The organism is Gluconobacter albidus, assembly GCF_002005485.1.
Taxonomy (GTDB): Bacteria; Pseudomonadota; Alphaproteobacteria; order Acetobacterales; family Acetobacteraceae; genus Gluconobacter; species Gluconobacter albidus.
In genome coordinates this window covers 2,305,001-2,328,750 of the sequence record NZ_CP014689.1, presented here as the reverse complement: position 1 = coordinate 2,328,750, position 23,750 = coordinate 2,305,001, and the positions used below count along the sequence as shown (strand labels likewise).

20 protein-coding genes and 1 tRNA gene (1 of these 21 cut by a window edge) are annotated in these 23,750 nt (G+C 62.2%); 14 read left to right on the top strand and 7 right to left on the bottom strand.

All coding sequences use genetic code 11. From position 1 onward, the window contains the following. The first annotated feature begins 4 nt into the window (after positions 1–4). The 7 genes from argC to A0U94_RS10570 all read left to right on the top strand — a co-directional run bounded on the left by argC (position 5) and on the right by A0U94_RS10570 (position 7,300). The gene (gene argC / locus A0U94_RS10600) at positions 5–904 is read left to right on the top strand and encodes an N-acetyl-gamma-glutamyl-phosphate reductase (RefSeq protein ID WP_077803350.1); all 900 of its coding nucleotides are present in this window, start codon (positions 5–7) and stop codon (positions 902–904) included. 77 nt (positions 905–981) lie between these two features. After that, a tRNA-Leu gene (locus A0U94_RS10595) sits at positions 982–1,065 on the top strand. Positions 1,066–1,119: 54 nt separating this feature from the next. Beyond that, complete coding sequence (locus A0U94_RS10590) at positions 1,120–2,277, top strand: phosphoserine transaminase (RefSeq protein WP_077803349.1); 1,158 nt, start codon at positions 1,120–1,122, stop codon at positions 2,275–2,277. Then, positions 2,274–3,413: an ATP phosphoribosyltransferase regulatory subunit gene (locus A0U94_RS10585; RefSeq protein ID WP_077803348.1), complete on the top strand. Its 1,140-nt coding sequence runs from the start codon at positions 2,274–2,276 to the stop codon at positions 3,411–3,413. The genes A0U94_RS10590 and A0U94_RS10585 overlap by 4 nt, the downstream gene beginning before the upstream one ends. Positions 3,414–3,470: 57 nt before the next feature. Then, a complete protein-coding gene (locus A0U94_RS10580) occupies positions 3,471–4,760 on the top strand; it encodes an adenylosuccinate synthase (protein WP_077803347.1) in 1,290 nt (429 codons plus the stop codon). 89 nt (positions 4,761–4,849) lie between these two features. After that, positions 4,850–6,820, top strand: a complete 1,971-nt coding sequence (locus A0U94_RS10575; protein WP_077803346.1) for a serine/threonine-protein kinase — start codon at positions 4,850–4,852, stop codon at positions 6,818–6,820. 9 nt (positions 6,821–6,829) lie between these two features. Beyond that, complete coding sequence (locus A0U94_RS10570; RefSeq protein WP_062027971.1) at positions 6,830–7,300, top strand: hypothetical protein; 471 nt, start codon at positions 6,830–6,832, stop codon at positions 7,298–7,300. A 31-nt stretch (positions 7,301–7,331) separates the two neighbouring features. On the opposite strand, the gene ftsY is transcribed toward A0U94_RS10570, so the two are convergent. The 3 genes from ftsY to dapF are packed head-to-tail and all read right to left on the bottom strand — an operon-like array spanning position 7,332 to position 10,336. Next, the gene (gene ftsY / locus A0U94_RS10565) at positions 7,332–8,294 is read right to left on the bottom strand and encodes a signal recognition particle-docking protein FtsY (protein ID WP_062106856.1); all 963 of its coding nucleotides are present in this window, start codon (positions 8,292–8,294) and stop codon (positions 7,332–7,334) included. 60 nt (positions 8,295–8,354) lie between these two features. Continuing rightward, positions 8,355–9,557 (bottom strand): MiaB/RimO family radical SAM methylthiotransferase, encoded by a 1,203-nt coding sequence (locus A0U94_RS10560; protein ID WP_077803345.1) that lies wholly within the window; start codon positions 9,555–9,557, stop codon positions 8,355–8,357. Next, positions 9,554–10,336: a diaminopimelate epimerase gene (gene dapF, locus A0U94_RS10555; protein WP_077803940.1), complete on the bottom strand. Its 783-nt coding sequence runs from the start codon at positions 10,334–10,336 to the stop codon at positions 9,554–9,556. Before dapF ends, A0U94_RS10560 begins: the two co-directional genes overlap by 4 nt. Before the next feature lie 84 nt (positions 10,337–10,420). Here dapF and A0U94_RS10550 point away from each other — a divergent pair, with 84 nt between their 5' ends. After that, the gene (locus A0U94_RS10550; RefSeq protein WP_208611634.1) at positions 10,421–11,071 is read left to right on the top strand and encodes a class I SAM-dependent methyltransferase; all 651 of its coding nucleotides are present in this window, start codon (positions 10,421–10,423) and stop codon (positions 11,069–11,071) included. A 127-nt stretch (positions 11,072–11,198) separates the two neighbouring features. Further along, positions 11,199–13,028 carry a DEAD/DEAH box helicase gene (locus tag A0U94_RS10545; protein ID WP_062106860.1) on the top strand — a complete coding sequence of 610 codons (1,830 nt, stop codon included), beginning with the start codon at positions 11,199–11,201 and terminating at the stop codon, positions 13,026–13,028. Positions 13,029–13,095: 67 nt separating this feature from the next. Here A0U94_RS10545 and A0U94_RS10540 read toward each other — a convergent pair whose 3' ends face one another. The 3 genes from A0U94_RS10540 to A0U94_RS10530 are packed head-to-tail and all read right to left on the bottom strand — an operon-like array spanning position 13,096 to position 15,831. Next, complete coding sequence (locus A0U94_RS10540; protein WP_077803343.1) at positions 13,096–14,199, bottom strand: glycosyltransferase family 61 protein; 1,104 nt, start codon at positions 14,197–14,199, stop codon at positions 13,096–13,098. A gap of 8 nt (positions 14,200–14,207) precedes the next feature. Next, positions 14,208–15,086 (bottom strand): polyphosphate kinase 2 family protein, encoded by an 879-nt coding sequence (locus tag A0U94_RS10535; RefSeq protein WP_077803342.1) that lies wholly within the window; start codon positions 15,084–15,086, stop codon positions 14,208–14,210. Then, positions 15,076–15,831 carry an SDR family NAD(P)-dependent oxidoreductase gene (locus tag A0U94_RS10530; protein WP_062106864.1) on the bottom strand — a complete coding sequence of 252 codons (756 nt, stop codon included), beginning with the start codon at positions 15,829–15,831 and terminating at the stop codon, positions 15,076–15,078. Before A0U94_RS10530 ends, A0U94_RS10535 begins: the two co-directional genes overlap by 11 nt. A gap of 146 nt (positions 15,832–15,977) precedes the next feature. Here A0U94_RS10530 and A0U94_RS10525 point away from each other — a divergent pair, with 146 nt between their 5' ends. The 3 genes from A0U94_RS10525 (at position 15,978) to A0U94_RS10515 (ending at position 18,744) form a co-directional block, all read left to right on the top strand. Beyond that, positions 15,978–16,604, top strand: a complete 627-nt coding sequence (locus A0U94_RS10525) for a YqgE/AlgH family protein (RefSeq protein WP_062106878.1) — start codon at positions 15,978–15,980, stop codon at positions 16,602–16,604. Positions 16,605–16,634: 30 nt separating this feature from the next. Then, positions 16,635–17,288 carry a glutaredoxin 2 gene (gene grxB, locus A0U94_RS10520; RefSeq protein ID WP_077803341.1) on the top strand — a complete coding sequence of 218 codons (654 nt, stop codon included), beginning with the start codon at positions 16,635–16,637 and terminating at the stop codon, positions 17,286–17,288. 64 nt (positions 17,289–17,352) lie between these two features. Next, positions 17,353–18,744 carry a M20/M25/M40 family metallo-hydrolase gene (locus A0U94_RS10515; RefSeq protein ID WP_077803340.1) on the top strand — a complete coding sequence of 464 codons (1,392 nt, stop codon included), beginning with the start codon at positions 17,353–17,355 and terminating at the stop codon, positions 18,742–18,744. 60 nt (positions 18,745–18,804) lie between these two features. Here A0U94_RS10515 and A0U94_RS10510 read toward each other — a convergent pair whose 3' ends face one another. Beyond that, positions 18,805–21,024, bottom strand: a complete 2,220-nt coding sequence (locus A0U94_RS10510) for a S9 family peptidase (protein WP_077803339.1) — start codon at positions 21,022–21,024, stop codon at positions 18,805–18,807. A gap of 197 nt (positions 21,025–21,221) precedes the next feature. Between A0U94_RS10510 and A0U94_RS10505 the strand changes: the two genes are divergently transcribed. Both A0U94_RS10505 and clpB read left to right on the top strand, forming a co-directional pair. Further along, a complete protein-coding gene (locus A0U94_RS10505) occupies positions 21,222–22,301 on the top strand; it encodes an aldo/keto reductase (RefSeq protein WP_077803338.1) in 1,080 nt (359 codons plus the stop codon). Between the two features lie 92 nt (positions 22,302–22,393). Continuing rightward, positions 22,394–23,750, top strand: partial view of an ATP-dependent chaperone ClpB gene (clpB, locus tag A0U94_RS10500; RefSeq protein WP_077803337.1) — the 5' portion only. 1,244 nt of this gene lie beyond the right edge of the window; only the first 1,357 of its 2,601 coding nucleotides appear in the window; its start codon is at positions 22,394–22,396; its stop codon lies beyond the right edge, outside the window.

The window sequence follows — 23,750 nt, the reverse complement described above, 5'->3', positions numbered from 1 at the left end:
GCGCATGGCACGCATTTTCATTGACGGGGAAGCAGGCACGACGGGTCTGGGAATCCGCCAGCGGATCGAGGCGCTTCCGGCCTCTCATGGCCTGGAAATTTTGTCGATTGCGCCGGATCTGCGCAAGGACAAGGCCGCCCGTCGCTCCATGCTCGAACAGGCTGATGTCGCCATTCTGTGTCTGCCGGATGAAGCCGCCTGCGAAACCGTGGCGCTGGCCGAGGGGCTGGATGTCCGGATTCTGGATGCCAGCACCGCACACCGGATCGCTGATGGCTGGATTTATGGCTTTCCTGAAATGGATGCGGAACAGGCGGCTGCCATCAAGGGCGCGCGGTTTGTCGCCAATCCCGGCTGCTATCCGACGGGCGCCATTGCCCTGATGCGCCCTCTGGTCCGGGCAGGACTGCTTCCGGCCGATCATCCCGTCTCGATCAACGCTGTCTCGGGCTATAGCGGCGCAGGCCGCGTGGCGATCGAGGAGCATGAAAAGAACGGCGGTCCGGCATTTTTCCTGTACGGACTGAACCTCAAGCACAAGCATCTGGCGGAAATCCGGCACTATTCCGGCCTGACACGCCAGCCGCTGTTTGTCCCCTCGGTCGGGCATTTCCCTCAGGGCATGATCGTGTCCATCCCGCTGCATCTGAAAGATCTTCCGGGTCAGCCCTCGGCGGCGGAAATCGAAGCTGTACTGCAGGACGCCTATGCCGGATGCGCCCATGTGCGCGTTATGCCCGCCGAGACGCAGCTTGTGGCGGACACTCTGGCTAATACCGACGATATGGAATTGCGGGTGCATCATAACGGCGAACAGGTCGTTCTGACCGCGCGGCTGGACAATCTGGGCAAGGGTGCCTCGGGCGCGGCCATCCAGAACCTGCTGCTGATGCTGGGCCTGTAAGATTACGTTATTTCACAGCCCGGATTTTTGCACTCTGGCCCTTTTGTGGGGAATGCATTAGGGTCCGGGCTGCCCGCGCGAGAGTGGCGGAACGGTAGACGCAGTCGGCTCAAAATCGACCGCCGAAAGGCATAGGGGTTCGAGTCCCCTCTCTCGCACCATGAACGGTCATTTTCTGCCGGAATGACCTCAGGACCGATCAGCCCGGAACGCGCATGTCCAAGCCGACTGTCAAACCCTCCCGCCCGTTCTTCTCCTCAGGTCCCTGCGCCAAGCGTCCCGGATGGTCCCTGTCCGGCCTGGATCAGGCCCTGCTCGGCCGATCGCACCGCGCGCCCGAGGGCCGTGCGCGCCTTAAAGAGGTCATCACCCGCTCCAAAGACCTGCTCGGCATTCCATCCGACTGGCGTGTGGGGATTGTTCCCGCGTCCGATACGGGCGCTGTGGAAATGGTCCTGTGGGCGCTCGCCGGTGAACGCGGGATCGACGTCCTGTCCTTCGAGAGCTTCTCCGGAACCTGGGCGCAGGATCTGCGCGACGTTCTGAAAATCGAAGATCTGCGCGTTCTGGACGCACCTTATGGCGAACTGCCGGATCTGACGGCCGTGGACTGGAGCCGCGATGTTGTCCTGACATGGAACGGCACGACGTCGGGTGTGTGCATTCCCAACGCTGACGCCATTCCGGTCGAACACGAAGGTCTGGTCATCTGTGACGCCACGTCTGCGGCGTTTGCGATGGATCTGCCGTGGGACCGGCTCGATATCGTGACCTGGTCCTGGCAGAAAGCTCTGGGTGGCGAGGCCGCGCATGGCATGGTAGCGCTCAGCCCGCGTGCTGCTGCCCGTCTGGCTCAGCCTTCTCCGCGTCCGCTGCCCAAAATTTTCCGTCTGGCCAACAAGAAGGGCCTGATCGAGGCTATTTTCGAAGGCGATACGATCAACACGCCGTCCATGATCTGCGTCGAGGACGCGCTGGATGGTCTGCGCTGGGCCGAACAGATCGGCGGTCTGACTGCCCTGAAGGCGCGTTCGCAGCAGAATCTGGCGGCTGTCGCCCAGTGGATCGAAACGGCGCACTGGGTGTCGTTCCTCTCCGTCCGGGAAGAGACGCGGTCCAGCACGTCCATCTGTCTGAAAATCACGGCGCCGTGGTTTGAAAGCCTGTCTGACGAGGCGAAGGGCAAGGCGGTCAAGCATCTGACCGGGCTCGTTGCGAAGGAAGATGCCGGTTACGATCTCGCAGCCTATCGTGATGCGCCCGCCGGTCTGCGGATCTGGGGGGGGGCCACGGTCGAGACGGCTGATATTGAAGCGCTGCTGCCCTGGCTCGACTGGGCGCATGAACAGACCCGCCTGGAGTTTTCGGCATGAGTCTCTATTCCGAAAGCCCCAGCACAGCGCTGCTCCCGTCCGGTTTTGCGGACCTGCTGCCCGGTGAGGCAGAAGCCGAAGCCCGTGGCATCGCCAGCGTGATGGAAGCGTTTTCCCGTCACGGCTATCAGCGTGTCCGGCCGCCTCTGCTGGAATTTGAAAGCTCTCTTCTGGGTGGTTCGGGGGAATCCCTCGCGCCCCAGACCTTCCGCCTGATGGACCCGAACTCGCATCGTATGATGGCACTGCGTCCGGACATGACGACGCAGATCGCCCGGATTGCGAGCATCCGTCTTCAGGACGCGCCGCGCCCCCTGCGCCTGTCCTATTCGGGAAGCTGCATCGTGGTCGGCACGCCGGGCCGCGAGGCTGACCGTCAGGTCTCGCAGGCCGGCATCGAACTGATCGGCCCCGACAGTGCGCAGGCCGATGCAGAAGTCATTGCGCTTGGCGCAAAGGCGCTTACGGAACTGGGAATTGAGGGGGTGTCGTTCGATCTGTCCATGCCCGCTCTGGCGCTGGGCCTGATCGAAGGCGTTATTCCCGAAGCCGACCGCGAACCCCTGCTGCATGCGCTGGACCGCAAGGATGCCAGTGCCGTGGCGGAACTGGGCGGCCCGATCGCCGGAATGCTGGCCGTCATGCTCCGCGCCGCCGGTCCTGCCGACCGTGCGCTGGATCTGCTGGCCGAGCTGGACTATCCGAAGGAAATCGCCGGGCATTTCGAACGTCTCGCAGCCTCCGTGGCAGCGATCCGCGAGCGAAGCCCCGACCTGCGTCTGACGATTGATCCTGTGGATTTCCGGGGCTGGTGCTATCATACCGGCCTTTGCGTGACGGTGTTTTCAACCAGTTCGCGTGAGGAACTGGGACGTGGTGGACGCTATCTGGCGGGGAAAGAACCCGCCTGCGGCCTGACACTCCGTCCGCAGGCCCTTCTGCGCGCTGCTCCCGTGTCGGCCTCACGTCCGCGCTGTTATGTGCCCGTCGATCTGGACGCCTCCAGTCTCTCCGGCCTGCACAAGGCCGGTTACGCCACGGTGTCCGCCCTGTCTTACGACGAGGACGCGTTCGCTCAGGCGCGTCATCTGCGCTGCACCCATGTCTGGAAGGATGGTGCGGCCCAGCCGCTCTGACCTGCCGGTCCCTTTCGTTTCTCCCGCCCCGTATTGTCAGTTCTAGGAAGTCAGCTCATGTCCAACGTCACCGTGATCGGAACCCAGTGGGGAGACGAGGGTAAAGGCAAAATCGTCGACTGGCTCGCCAGCCGCGCCGATATCGTTGTCCGCTTTCAGGGCGGCCACAATGCCGGTCACACGTTGGTCGTGGGCGAGCAGGTCTACAAGCTGTCGCTGCTGCCGTCCGGTCTGGTGCGTGGCAAGATCGGCGTGATTGGCAATGGCGTCGTCGTGGACCCTAAAGCCCTTATGACCGAGATCGACCGCGTCACTGGGCAGGGCCTCGTCGTTACGCCCGAGACGCTGTGGATTGCCGAGAACGCTCCGCTGATCCTGCCGGTACATGGTGCGCTCGATCGTGCGCGTGAGGCTGCCCGTGGTGAGCACAAGATCGGCACGACCGGTCGTGGCATCGGCCCGGCTTATGAGGACAAGGTCGCCCGTCGCGCCATCCGCATCTGCGACCTGGCCGAGCCCGAGACGCTCGACTGGAAGCTGGACGAACTGCTCCTGCACCACAACACGCTGCTCGCCGGTCTGGGTGCCGAGACGTTCACGAAGGAGCAGCTCAAGGACTTCCTGACCGAGATCACGCCGCGTCTTCTGCCGTTCTCCTGCCAGGTCTGGGACCGTCTGGACGAAGCCCGCCGTGCCGGTCGTCGCATCCTGTTTGAAGGTGCGCAGGCTGTCATGCTGGACGTCGACCATGGCACCTATCCGTATGTCACGAGCTCCAACACGGTTGCGGCCGTGGCAGCTTCGGGCAGCGGTGTCAGCCCGTCTTCCGTCGGCTTCGTGCTCGGAATTGCCAAGGCTTACACGACCCGCGTGGGCGAGGGGCCGTTCCCGACCGAACTGCACGACCAGACCGGCCGGACCCTCGGTGAGCGCGGCCATGAATTCGGCACCGTGACCGGTCGCCCCCGTCGCTGCGGCTGGTTTGATGCGGTTCTGATCCGTCGTGCCGTCCGCGTCGGCGGCGTCAGCGGCATCGCCCTGACGAAGCTGGACGTTCTGGACGGTCTGGACGAGATTTCGATCTGCGTGGGCTATGAGCTGGACGGCCAGAAAATCGAGACCTTTCCGTCCGCTCCGGGTGCACAGGCCCGCGTCAAGCCGGTTTACGAGACGATGCCGGGCTGGAAAGAAACGACGGCCGGTGCGCGCTCCTGGGCCGAACTTCCCGCACAGGCCATCAAGTATGTCCGCCGTATCGAGGAGCTGATCGAAGCTCCGGTGACGCTGCTCTCCACCAGCCCGGAACGCGACGACACCATCCTGATGCGCGATCCGTTCGAAGACTGATCTCTTACGGCTGGAATCGCTTTCTGCATTAACGAAGTCTCAATCCCTGTCCGGCACAAAAGACCGGACAGGGAAACAACGGGATTTCGATGGCCGACACACAGGCAGATAACAGCCAGGAACTGCTCATTGCCGAGCGGTATCTGATCAGCCTGGATCACAAACAGCCTGATTTTGGCGGCTGCGCGACATATGGCGCGCAGGATATGACGGCTTCCGGGGCGTCCTATCTGGCTCTGGCGCCCTTAGCACCCTCCGCCCGTCTTTCCGAATTCATGTTCTTTCGTCATGAGAGCGTGATTCCGATCCAGACTCATGAATACTGTCAGGGCGCCCTGTGGGTGCTGTGCCCGCACCCTCCCGGCCCCTCCCTTGCGGAAAGTCTCGGCCTCTGGACCGAGAGCCAGCTGATTGACGGCGTTATCCGTCCGTTTGCCGGACTTCTCCAGAAGCTGGAAGCGGCCAACCTCACATGTCGCAGCATCCGTCCCGACAACATGTTCGTAGGGCAGGGGCTGCACAAGGTTGTTCTGGGGCCGCTGGGAGTCACCGCGCCTGCTGAAAAACAGCCTGTTCTTTTCGAACCCCTGTCCTCGGCTGTCTGCCGTCCTTCCGCACGGGGCGAGGGGACGATGGACTGTGACATCTTTTCGCTGGGCGTGATCATTCTCGCGCTTGCGATTGGAAAGCTGCCACTTGAGGGACTGTCCGATGCTGATATCCTCAAGCGTCGTTTTGAGATCGGTACGCCAGCGGCCTACATGCAGGACCAGAAAGTGCCTGTCGGGCTGCGTTCCCTTCTGACTGCCATGCTGGCCGATGATCCGCGCAACCGTCCTTCCCCGCGCGATCTGGTGACGATTGCGCCCAGCAAGGTTTTTACGGTCCGTCCGGTCATTCCTGCCCGTATTCCGCTCATGATTGGCGGGAATGCCGTGTACACACCGCAGGCTCTGGCCTGGTACGCTGGACGTCACCCCACTGAGTTTTCCGCGCTGTTGCAAAGGAAAGTCGTCAGTAACTGGCTTCATGGCGAGCTTGAACTCTCCGTTATGTCGAGTCTGATCGAACAGGCAAGTGCCTCATTTCTTCCTGCGGGCGGAAGCAAGGCGGTCGATCCCGCGACGATGGTCATTACGCATGCGATTTCCGTCCTGGATCCTGCCGCGCCCATGTTCTGGGGGGGGATTTGGTTCTGGCCTGAAGCGCTGCCCCAGATGATGGCCCAGGCAACAGTGAAGCCAGACAGTCCGGACGATGAACGAACGGTCCGCAATATCCTGAGCTTCATGGCGGGTAACCCGGATGCGTTCCTTTCAGCCCATCTTCCACAGAGACAGGGACGGCAGATCACAGCGTTGTCGGTGGCGGCGCGGCGCATGGCGCTCAAAGGTGCGGACCTGGTCAGACGGTTCCCCTATGAAGCGAACAGCTATCTTCCATGTCTTTCGAAAAAATGTCTGGATGCACGGATTTCCCTGCCGGAAGGTCTGTTGCAGTGGCTGAACCGGCATGTGGGCATCGAAGACCTTCCGGACGATATGCTGGCGCGGAGCGGTTTTCTGGACGACCAGATGCGCTCGTTCCTGGAGACGCATTGCGCGCGACAGGGCATTGTTCCTCTGTCGCAGTCACAGAAAGCCGGGTTGCCGGGCTGGCTGGCAGACCTGACCCTGCTTGCCGCGGTCCAGAGGAAATTCGACAACACGCCGCTCAGTTTTCTGGCGCAGCGTGCTCTGCCTCTGCTTGAGGCGGAACTGCGGCAGTGGCGGAGCAGAACCTCACGCGCCCGGCGGCGTGTGCGTCTGGGAAAGGCAGCGGAAAACGGAAATCTGGGCGTCTTTCTGGCAACAGTCAACGATCCGACCGGCCTCCGGCTGGATCAGAGGCAGGCTCAGGAAGCCGAGGCCGAAATCAGCAATCTGATGCGCGTGCTCGACGAGGCGCCTGAGCGGAAAGCCGCCAATGATCGCGAGGCGCGAAATTCTGGCGAATTTTTTTCCCTCCTGACGGGCATCGCAGTTGCAATGGCAAGTATCTGGTTGGAATTCTGCCAGTGAGGAAGATCTATGGCGTCCGTTAGGCAGGCAGAAGCGGGAATGCTCCGTGCTCCGGGATTTCGGTGGTGGCACGGGATCATTATCGGCCTGATGCTGTCTTATGTGCCGGGCAGTCTGCTTGTCGCCGGTGTGCTGTTGCTCCCGCTGGTGGCCCTGAAGCTGTTTGATCCGAATGCTGATGGCCAGCGTCTTATGATCGTTCTGTTTTATGTCGGCGCGGTCATGGTGCGGCCGCTGCATGAAGCCTGGGCCGCCAATGGAGACTGGGAGACCTGCATCGCGCAGATTACGCAGCCGGTGACGCTGGCGCTGGACTGGCTGGCGGCCGGGGCGGCATGGCTTGTGGCAGAGGCCTCGGCCATTGGCGGCCGACTCTGGAATGCGGAGGTCGCCCGGCGCGAGCGCAAATCCATTGAAAAGCGCATTGCCTATCTTCAGAAAGAATGGATGTCCTCGGACGATGATACTCCCGCAACCTGAGATCTTTCGCAGGTCAGCGGGTTCTGACGTCTTATTCGGCGGTGGACGTGTCTTCGCCCGGGGTTTCCATCAGTCTTGAGGCCAGGTCGTTCGCGCCACCGACCAGACCTCTGGCATAGTCCTGAGCCGAGAAGGGACGAAGATCTTCGGCCTGTTCCCCGACGCCGACCATATGGACGGGCAGCTTGAACTGTTCCGCAAGGGCTACGACGATGCCACCGCGGGCGGAGCCATCCAGCTTGGTCACGATCAGCCCGGTCACGTTGACCAGTTCCCGGAACACGCGAACCTGTTCGACGGCATTCTGACCCGTCGTGGCATCCAGCACCAGCAGCACGGAGTGCGGTGCCGTTTCGTCAAATTTCCGCATGACGCGGATGACCTTGGCCAGCTCCTCCATCAGCGCGCCCTTGTTGTGCAGGCGTCCGGCTGTGTCGATCAGAAGCAGGTCGGTTCCGGCTTCCGTTGCGCGCTTGAGGCCGTCATAGGCCAGTCCCGCTGCATCGGCGCCGTGCTTTCCGGCAATGACCGGAACATTGGCGCGTTTGCCCCAGACTTCGAGCTGCTCGACGGCCGCGGCGCGGAAGGTATCTCCGGCCACCAGCATCACGGACTTGCCTTCTTCGGTGTACAGGCGGGCCATCTTGCCGATGGTCGTAGTCTTGCCGACGCCATTGACCCCGACCACTAGAACAACGTGGGGCTTTTTCGTCGGATCGGGTTCGAAAGGAACTGCAACCGGCTCCAGAACGCGGGCGATCTCGGTCGCGAGGGTTTCGCGGATTTCGTCGCTGGTCACGTCCTTGCCGAAGCGCGTGCTGCGGAAGCTTTCGATCACGCGTTCGGCGACGGCGGGGCCGAGGTCTGCCGCGATCAGTTCGTCTTCGAGTTCCTCAAGAGCCGTTTCGTCCAGCTTGCGATGGGTGAAGACGGAGCCGAGACGCGAACTCGACCGTGAAAGACCCTGTTTGAGTCGTGAGAAAAATCCAGCCATGCATGGGAGTTCGGACAGGTCAGGCCTGACGTCAAGGGTGCAGGAAGGTCTGAACGCGTTTCAGCTGCGGATTTCCGCCAGAAGTGTCCCGTTTTCCAACCCGGTGGCCCGGACGGGAACGAAACTGCCCCGCACCGGCGCGGGCGTGTCGCCGACGAGGCGGATGGTAGCAAATTCGGGAGAATGGCCGCGATCGGGCGTTTCGGCGAGAATATCGAATTCCGTGCCGATGAGGCGTTTGAGAAAACTGTCACGGTTCCTCTCGCCGACATCGCGGAGTCGGGCAGCGCGCTGCTGGCGTTCGGCGTTGGGAACGGCTGGCATCCGTGCCGCAGGGGTGCCGGGGCGTTCGCTGTAGGGAAAGACATGCAGGAAAGGGATCTGCTGCTCTTCGATGAAGGCGCGCGTTTCTTCAAACAGAGCCTCTGTTTCCGTAGGGAACCCCGCGATCAGGTCGGCGCCCACACCCGTTTCCGGACGCATGGAGCGGACGCGACGCAGCGTGGCTGCAACGCCCGCGGTATCGTGACGGCGTTTCATGCGCTTGAGAATAAGATCCGACCCGGCCTGAAGGGACAGGTGCAGATGTGGCATCAGGCGGGGCTCGTTTTCCAGCAGCCACCACAGATCCGCATCCCCCGTCTCTACATCCAGAAGAACAGGGTCGATGGACGACAGGCGCAGCCGCCGGACACCTTCAACACTGCGCAGCAGTTCACGGCACAACGTGCCCAGCCCCTTGCCTTCAGTGCCTTGCCAGGAGGCAATGTCCACACCGGTCAGGACGATTTCCTGATGACCAGCTTCGACAAGGGCCTCTGCGCGCGCGATGGCGTCCTCCATTGGGGTGGAGCGGGAATCGCCCCGGCCATAGGGGATGATGCAGAACGTGCAGCGGTGATCGCAGCCCTGCTGGACCTGAAGCAGGGCGCGGGCATGACGTGAAGGTGGCAGGCCGGCACCGTTATCCCCCCAGATGGCGGGTTTGAGCTTGTCTTCGTTGGGGACGACGCGAACCACGCCCGGCAGTTCGGCCCACCGATCCGGTGCGATGTCGGAGGCGCAGCCCGTCACGACGATTTTTGCATCCGGATTTTCGCGATGCGCCCGTCGAATGGCCTGCCGTGCCTGCCGTTCAGCGGTGGTCGTCACGGCGCAGGTATTGACGATGATGGTGTCGGTCTGGCCGCGCGCATGATGGGCCATGCCGTCGCTTTCATGCGCATTGAGGCGGCACCCGAAGGTCAGGAGGGAGGCGGTCACGCGGTTGTTCCGTGGAAAACCGTGACAGCGGGCCCTGTCATGAGGACATGGCCGTCCGCGCGCCAGGTGATGTGCAGGTCGCCGCCATCCATGGTCACGGTGCAGGTGCGCTCCGTCAGGCCGCGACGCACGGCATTCACGACAGCAGCGCAGGCGCCGGACCCGCAGGCCAGCGTCAGGCCGGCCCCGCGCTCCCAGACGCGCAGGCGCATATGGGTTGGGGAAAGCATCTGGGCGAAACCGATATTGGCGCGTTCGGGGAACAGGGCGTTCTGTTCTAGCCCGGCTCCCAGTGCTTCCGCGCGGGAGGCATCGCCGAAGATCGTGGCGTGGGGATTGCCCATCGAGCAGGCCGCGGCGTCAAGGGGCGTGGGCAGCGGCAGATGCAGCGTGTCGCAGGCCTGCGACAGCGGCACGTCCTGCCAGTCCAGGTGGGGCAGACCCATATCGACCGTGACGAGATCGCCGTCGCGCGCGGTGGGGAGAAGACCGGCGGCTGTCTGGAGCGTGGGCGCACCGCCGACGAATTTCACCACGCAGCGGGAGGCATTGCCGCAGGCTCCGGCTTCCGAGCCGTCGGGATTGAAGAAACGGACATGCACGTCTGCACCGGTCAGGGTCGGTAGTGTGAGCAGAACCAGCTGGTCGCAGCCGATTCCGAAGCGTCGGTCGCACAGATGGCGGATGGTGGCGGTGTCGAGCGCGGGATCGTTCTGACGGGCGTCGATCACAACGAAATCGTTGCCCAGACCGTGCATTTTCGTGAAGGAGAGGCTCATGATGGCCCCTCTCATAAAGCATCCCGCGGGTTGACGCACGGGGAACATGCCCTCATCTCCGCTGCTGGATCAGAAGGAGTGGATATGAGCGGCCCGGAACAGCTTGAAGGAATGCACGTCGCGGCGTTCACGCGTGCGAACAACGAGCCTGACACGATTTTCCATGCGCAGCGCATCCCGGATTCGCTGATGGACATGGGCGCGCAGACAGCCGTGAAGGCCCTGTATCAGACAGCTCTGCCGGTCGGCGGCGCTGTGCTGGACCTGATGGCTGGAGCGCTGAGCCATTATCCGGACGAGGCACAGTTCCAGCGTGTGGTCGGGCTGGGGGTTGCGAAAGCGGCTCTGGAGGCCAATCCGGTCCTGAGTGAACGGGTTGTGCAGGATCTCAATGACGAGCCCATCCTGCCTTTTGAAGATGACAGTTTCGATGCCGTGACGCTGTGCGACGGGCTGGCCTATCTGACGCAGCCTCTGGCTGTGCTGATGGAAATCGTGCGCGTCCTCAAGCCCGGTGCGCCGCTGATCCTGACATTCTCCGACCAGTTCCATGCGGCGAAGGCGGTTGCGATCTGGCAGGCGCTGGAGCCTGCGGACCGTGTGCGTCTGGTGAGTGTTCTCATGTCCCGCACCGGTCTGGCCGAGCTGGATACGGGTGAAGTCGTGCCCCCTGAAGACCTGACGGCATGGCGCGATACGGTTCATGCGGTGATTGGTCGCAAGCCCAGAACCTGAAGCGCAAACACAAGAAAAACCTCGGCATACGTTCTTTCTGGTATTTTGAAGCGGAAGTCTTTATGCAGCGGCATTCCAGCCGCCGCATCCTGTCGTCGGCGTGACGTTTGCCGAGTGTTCATAAAATATGCCTTTTCCCGATACCCATCCTGCCCTTAAGCGCGCCCTTGAGGCACGTGGCTACGAACAGCTGACTCCTGTTCAGGAAGCTGTTCTGCAGCCGGGGCTGGACGAGCGCGACCTGCTGGTTTCCGCGCAGACGGGGTCGGGCAAGACCGTCGCCTTCGGCCTGGCCATCGCTCCGACCCTTCTCGGAGATGCCGATCGCCTTCCGCCGTCCCCTCAGCCCATGGCGCTCGTGATTGCGCCGACGCGTGAGCTGGCGCTTCAGGTCCAGTCCGAACTCAAATGGCTCTATGCCGAAACCGGTGCCCGCATCGCGAGCTGCATTGGTGGCACGGATGCCCGTAGCGAAGCCCGCGAACTGAGCCGCGGCGTTCATATCGTTGTCGGTACGCCGGGCCGTCTGTGCGATCATCTGTCGCGCGGCTCCCTCGACCTGTCCGCCCTGCGCTGCGTCATCCTCGACGAAGCCGACGAAATGCTGGACATGGGCTTCCGTGACGAGCTGGAGCAGCTTCTCGACGCCGCTCCGACGGAGCGGCGCACCCTGCTGTTCTCCGCGACGATCGCCCGCGAGATCGCGTCCCTTGCGCGTCGCTACCAGAAAAATGCCGAGCGGATCGACACGGTTTCGGGTGCGAAGCAGCATTCCGACATTACCTATCGCTGCGTTGTCACGCCGCCGCAGGAAATCGAGCGCTCGCTCGTCAATGTGCTCCGTTTCTACGAGAGCCCGACCGCCATGGTGTTCTGCAACACCCGCATGATGGTCAATCAGGTTCAGGCAACGCTGCTTGAGCGTGGTTTTGCATCCGTCGCCATCTCTGGCGAGATGGGTCAGAACGAGCGCAGCCGTGCGATCGAGAGCCTGCGTTCCGGTCAGGCCCGCGTCTGTGTTGCGACCGACGTTGCGGCCCGTGGTATTGACGTCCCGGCCCTGAACCTCGTGATCCACGCCAGCATCCCGACAGCAGCCGAGACCCTGCTGCACCGTTCGGGCCGGACAGGCCGTGCGGGCCGCAAGGGCACCAGCGTGCTGATGGTTCCGGTGAGCCAGCGTCGCAAGGCTGAACGTCTGCTTCAGATGGCAAAGATCCAGGCGGAATGGGAAGCTGTTCCGACGGCTGCGGCGATTGCCGAGCAGGACAAGACCCGTCTGATGGACGATCCGATCCTGACGAATGCCGTGGACGACATGTCCGACGAACTGGTCAACCAGCTCGCCGAGAAATACGACGCCACGAAGCTGGCAGCTGCGCTGGTGGGCCTGTACCGCGCGCGTCTGCCGAAGGTCGAGCAGATCCGTCCGATGTCCGTCGAAGCCCCGCGTCACACGGAGCGTGGTGAACGTGCGCCGCGTGAAGAGCACGTCATGGCGGGCGAGTGGTTCAAGATGAGCGTCGGCCGGACCGAGCGCGCCGATCCGAAGTGGCTGATCCCGCTGATCTGCCGTCTGGGTGGCGTGCAGAAGCGCGAAATCGGCAGCATCCGCATTGATCAGGAACAGACCTATTTCCAGATCGCCGATGAGAGCGTGGCCCGCTTCAAGTCCTGCCTCGCCGGTGCAGAAGCCGATGAAGTGACGATCGAGCCGTCCGAAGCGCCTGCGGGCGGCATGGGTCCCCGTGGTCGCAACCCCGGTGAAGGCAAGCGCTTTGGCGGCGGTGGCCGTCCGGGTGGCGGCGGCTTCAAGGGTGGTCCGCGCGGCGGTGCTGGTGGTGGCGCCGGTGGTGGCTACAAGGGCCGTGGCGGTTCGGGTTATGGTCGCCCGAAGCCCGCAGCCGGTGGTGAAGGCCCGCGCGGCGATGGTTCGAGCCGCAAGCGCCGTTCCTGATCCGTCTTTCGGGATCTGAATGATGTGAAACCCCGTCGGAGCAGGTCTTCGGCGGGGTTTTGTTTGTTCAGGGCCGGAGCAGTCGGACGATCAGATCCCGGGCACGGTCGAGGATGTCTGGAACGGGGAGCGGAACCGAAGCATTGTCCGTATGGTTTTCCTGCGCGGCACCCGTGTGGAAGACATCCGCCCAGTAGCGGAGGCCGCCCTGTGTCGCCATGGCGGCGAAGCACGGATTGACGTGATGGGATGGGACGAGTTCGTAAACGAGCGCTCCCGGCTGGCACCAGGCGATATTGGCCATCCCGGCGCCGAGCATGCCCATAACCATTTCGGCTTCGCTGAACAGACGGATCTGCTCGGTCAGGGACAGGGTTTCAGGACGGACGCGCTCAAAACCAAATTTCTCCAGCTCCTCCGCCAGTTCGGATTCGTTGGGAACATGCCGGTTGGCCGAGGCTCCGCGTTCGATATAAAGCCGCCGACCCGCGGGTTTGGCCGAGGCTCCCACGGCCTCACGCAGGCGCGCATAGGCGGCGCGGGAGACATCCGAGATGGCAAAATCCGCGCTGCCATTGACGAAGGTGATGTAATCCAGCGTCCTGAACGCGTACTGGCGCTCCTGTTGCAGGCGGATATGACTGTCGGATGTCAGGCCGAAAAGCTCCAGCGTCTCGAACTGCCAGGGATGCATGTGTTCGGGCAGCACAAGACGGACAGCTTTGCCCTGCAGGGAAAGGACATGCAGGGTCGGGATCGTATGGGCGACCCAGTGATAATAGTTCGAGGCCCAGTGATCGACGCAGCTTGCCGTAAGGCCCTTGAAAGGCGTGCAGCGGATCGTGTCGGCCGGGCGTAGCGTCAGGGCGCGGAGGGCGTCCGGGGGCTGGACATAGGCTGTTTCGGAGACGGGTTGGCCTGCATGCAGCAGGGTCATCAGGGGCTGGTCCAGCACGACGTTGCGCAGGGCATGGTGCTGGACCGTGACAGGCATGCTCGTCCAGTCCCGGAACGGATTGCGCTCCGGATAGGGCAGTTCGGAAAGGCCCGGAGATGAGACGGGCCGCACAGGGCAGCTTTCAAGCACAGTCACGCTTCGGGCAATCTCCGCCAGACCGGAAGGTCCGGCCGGGGGAGACAGAAAGCGCCTGAGACGGGAGAAAATCTGCATGATCCGGATCAGACGGTCTTGGCCGCACCTTTGAGCAGGGCCTGTTGGGCATCCCTGAGGGCGTCGGACAGTTTCTGTTCGGGTTCCTTGAGATGCAGGCTTTCAAGCGTCTCCAGCAGCGTTTCGGCCACCAGAACGCGGGCGAGCCACTTATGGTCTGAGGGAATGACGATCCAGGGGGACTCGGGCGTTGAAGTCGCGCGGATGGCCTCTTCGTAAGCGGCGGTATAATGCGGCCAGTACTCACGTTCCTTCAGATCGGAAGGGCTGAATTTCCAGCGCTTTTCCGGATGATCCAGCCGCTTGAGCAGGCGCAGGCGCTGTTCTTCTGGCGAAATATGCAGGAAAATCTTGAGCACGAGGATGTTCTGCCGGTGCAGATAGCTTTCGAAGTTCCGCAGATCCTCCAGACGATGATCCCAGAAATCCGGAAGGTCGGGATTGAGCCCGCGTGCCCGGACCATGTCCGGATGAACGCGCTCCACCAGAACGTCTTCATAATGGCTGCGGTTGAAGATGCCGATCTCGCCGCGCGAGGGGACGGCGAGATGGATGCGCCACAGATCGTCATGGCGCGTCGAGATTCCGGCAGGAGCCTTGAAGGACGTGACATGCACGCCCTGCGGATTTAGGCCCGAGAAAGCGTGCCGGATCGCGCCGTCCTTCCCGGCAGTGTCCATGCCCTGAAGCACGACGAGGATGCCATGCGTCGCATAGGCCGCAAGGCGCTGCTGCAGGAGGGACATCCGGTCCACGCAGTCGCGGATGCGGGTGCGGGACTCGTTCTTCTGGCGACCAAGCGTGTCGTTTGTGGGAATGGACGACAGGCGGAATTTTTTGCCGTCCGTTATGCGAAGCTGGGGAGGAAGCCCGATTTCAACCGACATGACGGTTCACCGCAAGACCACCCGAGGCCTGGCAGACGGGCATCATTTCCAGATAATTGATATTCACATGCCACGGCAGACCGATGAGCCAGGAGACCGTCCCGGCGATGTCTTCGGGCGTCAGCGGCGTCGTGTCCTTGTAGACAGCAGCCGCCTTGGTGTCGTCTCCCAGACGCACATTGCTGAACTCGCTGCCCCCACACAGTCCGGGCTCGATATTGGTCACGCGGATGCGGGTGCCGAGCAGGTCTGTCCGCAGGTTCTGGGTGAACTGGTGTACGAAGGCCTTGGTCGCACCGTAGACGTTGCCGCCGGTATAGGGGTAGGTCCCGGCCGTGCTGCCCAGAGCGATAATGTAGCCCGTATTGCGCTGGACCATGCCCGGCAGAAGTGCACGGGTCAGTTCGACAACGCCCGAAACATTCGTGGCGATCATGGATTCCCAGTTGTCGGGCTCGGCGTCCTGTGCGGGCTCCATGCCGAGGGCGAGACCGGCATTGTTCACCAGAACGTCGATATCCTGCCAGTCCTCGGGCAGTGCGCCGGGCAGGGCACGCAGGGCATCTCGGTTGGTCATGTCGAGCGTGAAGGGCAGAACGCTCTCGCCCAGTTCGTCCTTGAGGGCCTCGAGCCGCTCCTTACGGCGCCCGGTGGCGATGACACGGTGACCTTCGCGGACGAGGCGCGTTGCAATGGCGTGGCCGAAGCCTGCTGTGGCGCCGGTGACGAGGACGGTGAGAGGCATGGCAATCTCCAGACGGGCAGTCCGCACCCGGCAGGGGCGGGTAGGGGGGGCGGGTGGTGAGCTCAGGTCAGTAACATTGGATGTCATTAACACTCCTGAAGGCAAACGCTTGCAATACAGGAAGGGATGCACCCATGTTGGCAGGCATGAAGAAAACACTCGATGGACGGAATGACAACCTGACGGACCCTGCCCTTGTGGCGATGGGCAGGGAGGCGGGCCTTACGGGCCAGCTGCTTGTGGCAGCGCCTGCACTGGCGGAGACGTTTTTTGAACGGACCGTGATCTATCTCTGCGCCCATTCGGAGCAGGACGGGGCGATGGGGCTGATCGTCAACAAGCGTCTGGGTCAGCCGGGGCTGGACGATCTGTTTACACAGCTCGGAATCGAGCCCAACCCCCCCGAACGCCGGATTGGCGTGTGCATGGGCGGTCCGGTCGAGCATTCACGCGGTTTTGTCCTGCATTCGGCGGATTGGGCGGGGGAGGGCAGTCTGGCCGTTGACGGGCATACGACCCTGACCGCCAGTCTGGATATCCTGCGCGAAATCGCCAACGGACACGGACCGAAACAGGCGATGCTGGCCCTCGGACACGCCGCATGGGCACCGGGGCAGCTTGAACAGGAAATCCTGCGGGACAGTTCGTGGTTTGTGGCGCCGGCAAGTGATGAGATCGTGTTCGGCGCCGACCATGCAAAGAAATGGCGACAGGCTCTTGGCGCCATAGAGATCGACCCGCTTCTTTTTTCTTCATCGGTCGGAGAAGCCTGAGAGGGCACCCGTCAGACACAGGAAGGCAGCATGAGCGCACCCTATATTCTCCACATTTACGAACACTGCCCGTTTTGCACCAAGGCGCGGATGATCTTCGGGCTCAAAAAAATTCCCTATGAGCAGCGCATCCTGCTCAATGACGATGTGGACGGTCCGGTCCGTATGGTGGGGCGCAAGGTTGTTCCCATCCTTGAGGAAAGCGGACATTTCATGCCCGAGAGCATGGATATCGTCACGCATATTGACGCGATTGGAACGTCCGTCCTGACGGGAGACACGCGCCCCGAGATTACGGCATGGCTCCAGAAGGCAGCCGCGCCGCTCTATCGCTTGTTCCTTCCGCGCGCCGCTGCCGCACCGCTGCCAGAGTTTGGAACAACATCCGCACGCGCCGGATTTATCCGCCGCAAGGAGCCCTCCGTCGGGGCTTTCAGCGCACTTCTGGAAGAGAAGACCGAAGAACTGACGCAGCTCAATGCATTGCTGAAAGATCTGGCGCCACTGATCCGTTCGCCCGAGGCCGTGAATGGCGAGCTCTCCACGGACGATATTCATCTGTTCGCGCATCTGCACAGCCTCTCGCTGATCCGGGGCGTGGCTTACCCGGCTGAGGTCGAGACCTACCGGCAGGCCATGGCGGTGCGCTCCGGCGTGGAACTGTTCGACGATATTGCCGTCTGAGCGGCATCGCTAGGCAAACTCCGTCCTGACAGTTACGGTCGCGCATTCAATTCTGGAGGTTCGGATGCGCGGAACTGTTTGTGGATTTGTTGTCTCATGTCTGATGGCCGGAAGCGCGCTCGCCGCTCCCGCCAGCCATCCGCAGGCAGAGACACAGGCCCTGTCTCTGGCGGAAAAGGCGATTGCCCTGAGGTCGGTCGAGGGACCTGCGAGCCAGACACCACAGGTTGCGGCGCTGTTTCGGGATGCCCTGGTCCAGGGCGGCTTTGCGCCTTCCGACATCACCATCACCCCCTATCGTGACACGGCCTATCTGATTGCCCGCTGGCACGGGACCGACCCGTCCCTCAAGCCGCTGGTGATTTCCGGTCATATGGACGTGGTTGAAGCCAAAGCGTCTGACTGGACCCATGATCCGTTCAAGCCCCAGATCGTGAATGGCTATCTGCTGGGACGTGGTTCCACAGATATGAAGCTCGACGATACGCTCGGGATTGCGTCTCTTCTGGCGCTCAAACGTGAGGGGTATCGACCGCGGCGCGATATCATCATCGCGTTCTCCGGGGATGAGGAGACCGAGATGAATACCGGTCAGGCAATCGCCAAACTCCTCGATCATGCGGATCTGGTGCTGAATCTCGATGGAGCCAACGGCGTTCTGGACGAGCGGACGGGAAAGCCGATCTATTTCAGCTGGGAAGGTGCGGAGAAATCCTATGCGGATTACCGTCTGACCATCACCAATCCCGGCGGCCACTCCTCCGAACCGCGCGCCGTGAATGCGATTGATGAACTGGCGGCTGCTCTGCTGCGGATCAAGCAGCATCGTTTCAAGCCGGAGCTGAACGATCTGACACGCGCCTATTTCGTCAGTGCTGCACAGTGGGAGGCTCCGGCGACGGGGGCTGCCATGCGCGCCTTTGCGGCTGACCCGACCGATGAAAAGGCCATTGCGACCCTCTCGGCCGATCCTGCCCTGATCGGACGGATCGGGACGACCTGCGTCGTGACCATGATCAACGGCGGCCATGCCCTCAATGCGCTGCCTCAGCGTGCGACGGCCAATATCAACTGCCGGATTTTCCCCGGACATCCCCGCCCGGAGATTGCGAAGGAACTTCAGGCCGCCGCTGCCGATCCGGCTTTGACAGTCGAGGACATGACGGCGGGTTCCGTCGAGACCGCTGCCTCTCCGATGCGAACGGATTTCGTCAAGGCGGTCGAACATGGCATCCACAGCGTCTATCCCGGAATGCCGGTCTTCCCCAGCATGTCTTCCGGTGCGAGCGACAGCATGTGGTACCGCTACAACCACGTGCCGAGTTACGGCATGTCACCGCTGTTCATCAAACCGTCCGAATCCTTCATGCATGGACTGAACGAACGCACACCCGTGGCCTCCATTCGCCCTGCCATTGATGCGATGATGGTGATGGTGACGGATCTGTCCCACTAAAAAATAACCTGAAAAAAAGGGGGTGGATCACGCGATCCGACCCCCTTTTTTGTTTCGGCATTATTTTCCGGGCTGAAGAACCGTGCTCAGGAACTGCACCCGTCGCTGGGCCACCCTGGCGCGGATGACAGGATCGGGCAGCATATGCGTGCCCGGCAGCAGAAGCAGGTCGTAAGGCTTGCCCGCATGGAGCAGGGCCTGCGTCAGCTTCATGGTATTTTCGAAATAGACGTTGTCGTCCGTGATGCCGTGCATGAGCAGCAGGGGCTGTTTCAGGGTGTCGGCATAGGTCAGGACGTTGCTCTTGCGATAGCCTTCCGGGTCGTCCTGCGGGGTGCCGAGATAACGCTCGGTATAGGCCGTATCGTAATCCGCGAAATCAACCGGCGGTGCGCCAGCCACGCCGACCTTGAACACATCCGGTCGGCGAATGGTCGCCATGGCGGTGAAATAACCGCCAAAGGACCAGCCATGCACGCCAACGCGGGAGAGATCCATTTCATGATGACGTTTGCCGAGCGCCTGAAGCCCGTCCACCTGATCCTGAAGCGGCAGATCGATCAGGTTGCCCTTGATGGCGCGCTCGAAATCATGATCGCGCCCCGGCGTTCCACGCCCGTCGAGCGTGACGACGATATAGCCCTGATTGGCGAGGCACTGGTCATCAAGATAGGATGTCGGCGTGTCGTGCACCATCTTGGAGCCCGGCCCGGCATAGACGGACAGCACGACCGGATAGCGTTTTGAGGCGCTGAAATTCTCCGGCCGGATGATCGCTGCGTCCAGATCACGCGGGCCTGCAGTCGTGAACTCGGCATGGACCGAGAGTTTCGGGGCCTGTGCCACACCCGGAAGTGTTGCCACGACATGGCCTGCCGTATCCCGCACCATCGTCTGGCGCGTGCCGGTGGCACTGGCGAACGTGTCCACCATGGCCGTGTGCGTCCCATTCGTGACGTGGATGTTGTGAATGCCGCGTTCCGTCACGAACGGCGTGACGGCTCCGGTTTTCAGGTCGATATGCACGACCTCGTTGTCCAGCCGGTTGGCGCGGACGGTGACCGTGAGTGTGTTGTGTTCGGCGTCGTAATCGTTGAGGGCGATATAGGACAGGCCGGGCGGCGTCAGGACGCGCTCGAGCTTTCCGTCCGGAGTATGGAGTTCGAGCTGCCAGTCTTTGCCCCGGTCTGCGGCCCAGAGAAATCCGGCATTATTGTCAAGAAAGACGGGAAGGTTGTGGCCGCCGGACGCGGCACGCGGGTCCAACTCGATCCAGGCCGGGTCGGACTGTTCCAGAAGGAGATGGGTGGTGCCGGTTGCGGGGTCGATCGTGAGAAGCTGTTCCTGCGTCTGGGCACGATTGAGCAGCACGATGGCGAGCGGACCATTTTTCCGCCAGACCACGCGACCGAGATAGGGCCATGCGTCGTGGTCCCAGGAAATCCAGCGGACCGGACCACCTTTTGCGTCTACGAGGCCAAAGCGCGTTTTGGCGTTGTTCGTCCCGGCGCGGGGATAGCGGAAAGTGACCGGTTCGGCCTGGGGGGCTTCGGGGTTGGTGATGTAGTGCTTTTCGACGTCGCTGTTATCGGCTTCCTCGAACAGGATGGTCTTGCTGTCGGGAGACCACCAGGCACCGTCCGCGCGTTCCAGTTCTTCGGCGGCGGCAAATTCGGCGAGGCCATGGCTCAGAGTGTCGCTGCCCCCGGTCGTCAGGCGTGTTTCACGTCCGCTGACCAGATCGACACTATAAAGGTCATTATCCCGCACGGCGGCGAGGCTGAGCCCATCTGGCGAGAGGCGCGGGGCGATCCACTGGCCCTCGACCGGCGTGACGCGACCGTCATCCGTGGCAATGCGTTCTAGCTGCCCACCCTGCGAGGCAAGAACCGTGCCGCCGTCCTCGCTCATCTGGTAGTCGGTGATGCCGGACATGCTCTGGCGCGCCCGTTCGCGCCGGGCCTTCTCCTCGACCGACAGATGTTCCGGCCCCGATGCCGGTGCGGCCAGTTCATGAATCGTGTGGTCCGGCAGGTCGTAGCGGTAGAGATGCAGATGTGTGTCGAACGGTCCCGAGCGCAGGAACAGGACGGAGTGACCGTCCGGCGTGACTTCCGCATGGTTCGGCAGGCCAAGCGTTCCGTTCCGGGTCTTGGCGAGATCGAGCATGCAGGCCGCGGGATCGGCGGCCTGAAGGGCACTGGCTGACACCATCGGAAACAGGACGGCGCAGGCCAGAAGGGTTCGGCGCAGGGAAAGCGGCAGGGAAGGGGACAGCATGGCATCTCCGCAAGGATAACAACGGGCAGGATTTTGACGTCGATCATGGACCGGGGCGCCGTTTGTGAACAGGGTTTCCGCGAAGGATGACGCAGCCGTCTCACGTTTTCGGGAGCGGGGGCGTTTTTAGCGGGACCGATCCGGGGCTCAGGTGTTCTGCATCACGGTATGTCTCAGCAAGAAGGAGCCTGACGGATATGCAGTATCGTCAGCTTGGTCGCTCGGGCCTCAAGATTTCAGCACTCAATTTCGGATCGGTCACGTTCGGGGGGCAAGGCAATTTTGCCGCCACGGGCAAGGTGGATCTCGCCGAAGCCACGCGGATGGTGGATATCTGTGTCGAGCACGGTGTGAACATGTTCGACACGGCGGATGCCTATTCTGGCGGTGAGGCCGAGGAAATCCTTGGCCGTGTTCTTCAGGGACGCAGCCGTGAACTGCTCGTGACCTCCAAGGTGCGTTTCCCCACCGGGAAAGGGCCGAACGAACAGGGCCTGTCGCGCCATCATATCCTCAATGCCTGCGAAGACAGTCTGCGTCGTCTGGGACGCGATCATATTGACCTCTATTATCTGCATGAATGGGACGGCCTGACGCCGGTTGAGGAAACGCTTGAGGCGCTTCAGACCCTGCGCGATCAGGGCAAGATCCGGTATGCGGGGATCTCCAATTTCGCAGGCTGGCAGGCCATGAAACTGCTCGGGGCAGCGGAGCGGGACCGTCTGATCGCGCCGGTCAGTCAGCAGCTCTATTACTCCCTTGAAGCTCGGGACGCCGAATATGAACTTCTGCCGCTCGCCGTGGATCAGGGGCTGGGCGTGCAGGTTTGGAGCCCGCTCGCTTGTGGGCTGCTGACCGGGAAGTATCGGCGCGGCAAGACGGCTCCGGAAGATTCCCGCCGCATTTCCGGCTGGCCAGAGCCTGAAGTCCGGGATCTGAAGAAGCTCTATGATACGGTCGAGGTTCTGGTGCAGATCGCGGAAGAGCACAGCGTTTCCGCCGCCCGCGTGGCGCTGGCCTGGACGCTGCACAAGCCGGGCATCACGTCCCTCGTTCTGGGCGCGCGCAAGGAGAGCCAGCTTCTGGATAATCTTGCGGCCGCATCGCTCCGTCTGACGCAGGAGCAGGTCCGGCGGCTTGACGATGTGAGTGCTCCTGACCTGATCTATCCCTACTGGCATCAGAACCGGAATGCTTTTGACCGTCTCTCCAAAGCGGATCTTGTTTTGCAGGGGCCTGCAAAACGTCATCGGGAGGCTCTTGAAACCAAAAAATGACTGCCTAAATATTAATCACAGGCCGCTGCCTTCGGGGGCGGCCAGACATATCAATGCCGCCATAACGGGGCATACGAGGATTTTAAAAGACGATGGACATTCAGAATTTCACCGAACGCAGCCAGGGCTTTCTTCAGGCCGCACAGACCATTGCGCTTCGGGACTACAATCAGCAGCTGACGCCGGAGCACCTGCTCAAGGCCCTGCTGGATGATGAACAGGGTGCGGCGTCTGGCCTGATCCGCGCCGCAGGTGGTGATCCGAAAGCAGTTCAGACCGCTAACGATGCCGCTCTTGCAAAACTGCCGAAAGTGCAGGGTGGCGGTGCTGGCCAGCCGCAGATGACGTCTGATCTGGCGCGTCTGCTTGATGCGGCGGAGTCTGCTGCGAAAGTCGCTGGCGACAGTCATGTCGCGCAGGACCGTCTGCTTGTGGCGATTGCCGCCAGCAACACGGCGGCTGGCAAGGCGCTTGTGGACGGCAAGGCCAGTGCGGCCGCTCTGGAGCGCGCCGTTGCGGAAATTCGCAAGGGGCGCACCGTGACGAGCGCCTCAGCTGAAAACACGTTCGACGCTCTGAAGAAATACGCCCGCGATGTGACGGCAGTTGCGCAGGCTGGCAAGCTCGATCCGGTTATCGGCCGTGACGAGGAAATCCGCCGGACGATTCAGGTTCTGGCCCGTCGCAGCAAGAACAATCCGGTCCTGATCGGCGAGCCAGGCGTGGGCAAGACGGCCATTGTTGAAGGTCTCGCACAGCGGATCGTCAACGGTGACGTGCCCGAGGCCCTGCGCAACAAGAAGCTGATGTCGCTCGACATGGGTGCGCTGATTGCAGGTGCGAAGTATCGCGGTGAGTTTGAGGAACGCCTGAAAGCTGTTCTCAAGGAAATCGAGACGGCTGAAGGCGAGATCATTCTCTTCATCGACGAAATGCACACGCTTGTCGGTGCCGGTCGGTCCGATGGTGCGATGGATGCGTCCAACCTCATCAAGCCGGAACTGGCGCGGGGCACGCTGCATTGCGTGGGTGCGACGACGCTCGATGAATACCGCAAGTATATTGAGAAGGACGCGGCTCTGGCCCGTCGTTTCCAGCCGGTTTTCGTGGGTGAGCCGTCCGTGGCCGACACGATCTCGATTCTGCGTGGTATCAAGGAGAAGTACGAACTGCATCATGGCGTCCGCATCACGGACAACGCCATCGTTGCGGCCGCGACCCTCTCCAACCGCTACATCACGGACCGCTTCCTGCCGGACAAGGCCATTGATCTGATCGACGAGGCTGCCAGCCGTCTGCGGATGCAGATCGACAGCAAGCCTGAAGCGCTGGACGAACTCGACCGTCGTATCATCCAGCTCAAGATCGAGCGGGAGGCCATCCGCAAGGAAGACGATAACGCGTCGAAGGATCGTCTGGTCGCGCTGGAGGCCGAACTGGCCGATCTGG